Origin of the sequence: Aquabacterium parvum, from assembly GCF_001447195.1 — a bacterium.
GTDB lineage: Bacteria > Pseudomonadota > Gammaproteobacteria > Burkholderiales > Burkholderiaceae_C > Aquabacterium > Aquabacterium parvum.
On the sequence record NZ_LFRI01000267.1, the window covers coordinates 1 to 596 of the forward strand.

Consider the following 596-nt stretch of genomic DNA (forward strand, 5'->3'; position numbering starts at 1 on the left):
CTCTGGCGGCAGGGTGGTCCGGATGCCAGCGACCATGCGGCGCACGGCCGAGTAACTGCCCGTCCAGCCGTGCTGACGCTGCAGCGCCTGGTGGATGGCGGTGCCGGGCACGTTCTGTTCGACCCAACTGGCCACCTTCGCACGATGTTCTTCCAGGCTGGAGACGGTGGTGCTGGCGCGCTTGGGTGGCACCAGGGCGGCCGCCACGGCCTCGTCGTCGGGCAGCGGCGCCTGGGCATCCAGCCAGCCATGCGCCTGGGCCAGCGCACGCCACTGGCCAGCCTTGCGCCGACCCATGATCTTGGCGTCGGCGATGTCCCGGTCAGAGTCGCCCTGACGCATGCGCAGCAGGGCTTGTCGGTAGTGATGCATCTCGAATTTCCTGCGGGCCATCCCCTGTCTCCAGGCAAAAAGCCCACAGGGTAGAGATGGCCCGAATCGATTCGGGAGGCTGTTCAGTCAGCGCAGACTGGCTCCATTACGCCGATCCGCCGCTGGCTCCAATACGGCGATCACGCACTGGATCCATAACGCCGATCATCGGCTGGCTCCAATATGCCGATCACGAAGTGGCTCCATTACGCCGGTCGGTGACA

At 65.9% G+C, this 596-nt stretch carries 1 pseudogene; it reads right to left on the minus strand.

The window, feature by feature from the left end:
- A pseudogene (locus ABG80_RS10005) lies at nucleotides 1-393 on the minus strand (IS21 family transposase); the annotation flags it as partial.
- Nucleotides 394-596 lie beyond the last annotated feature (203 nt).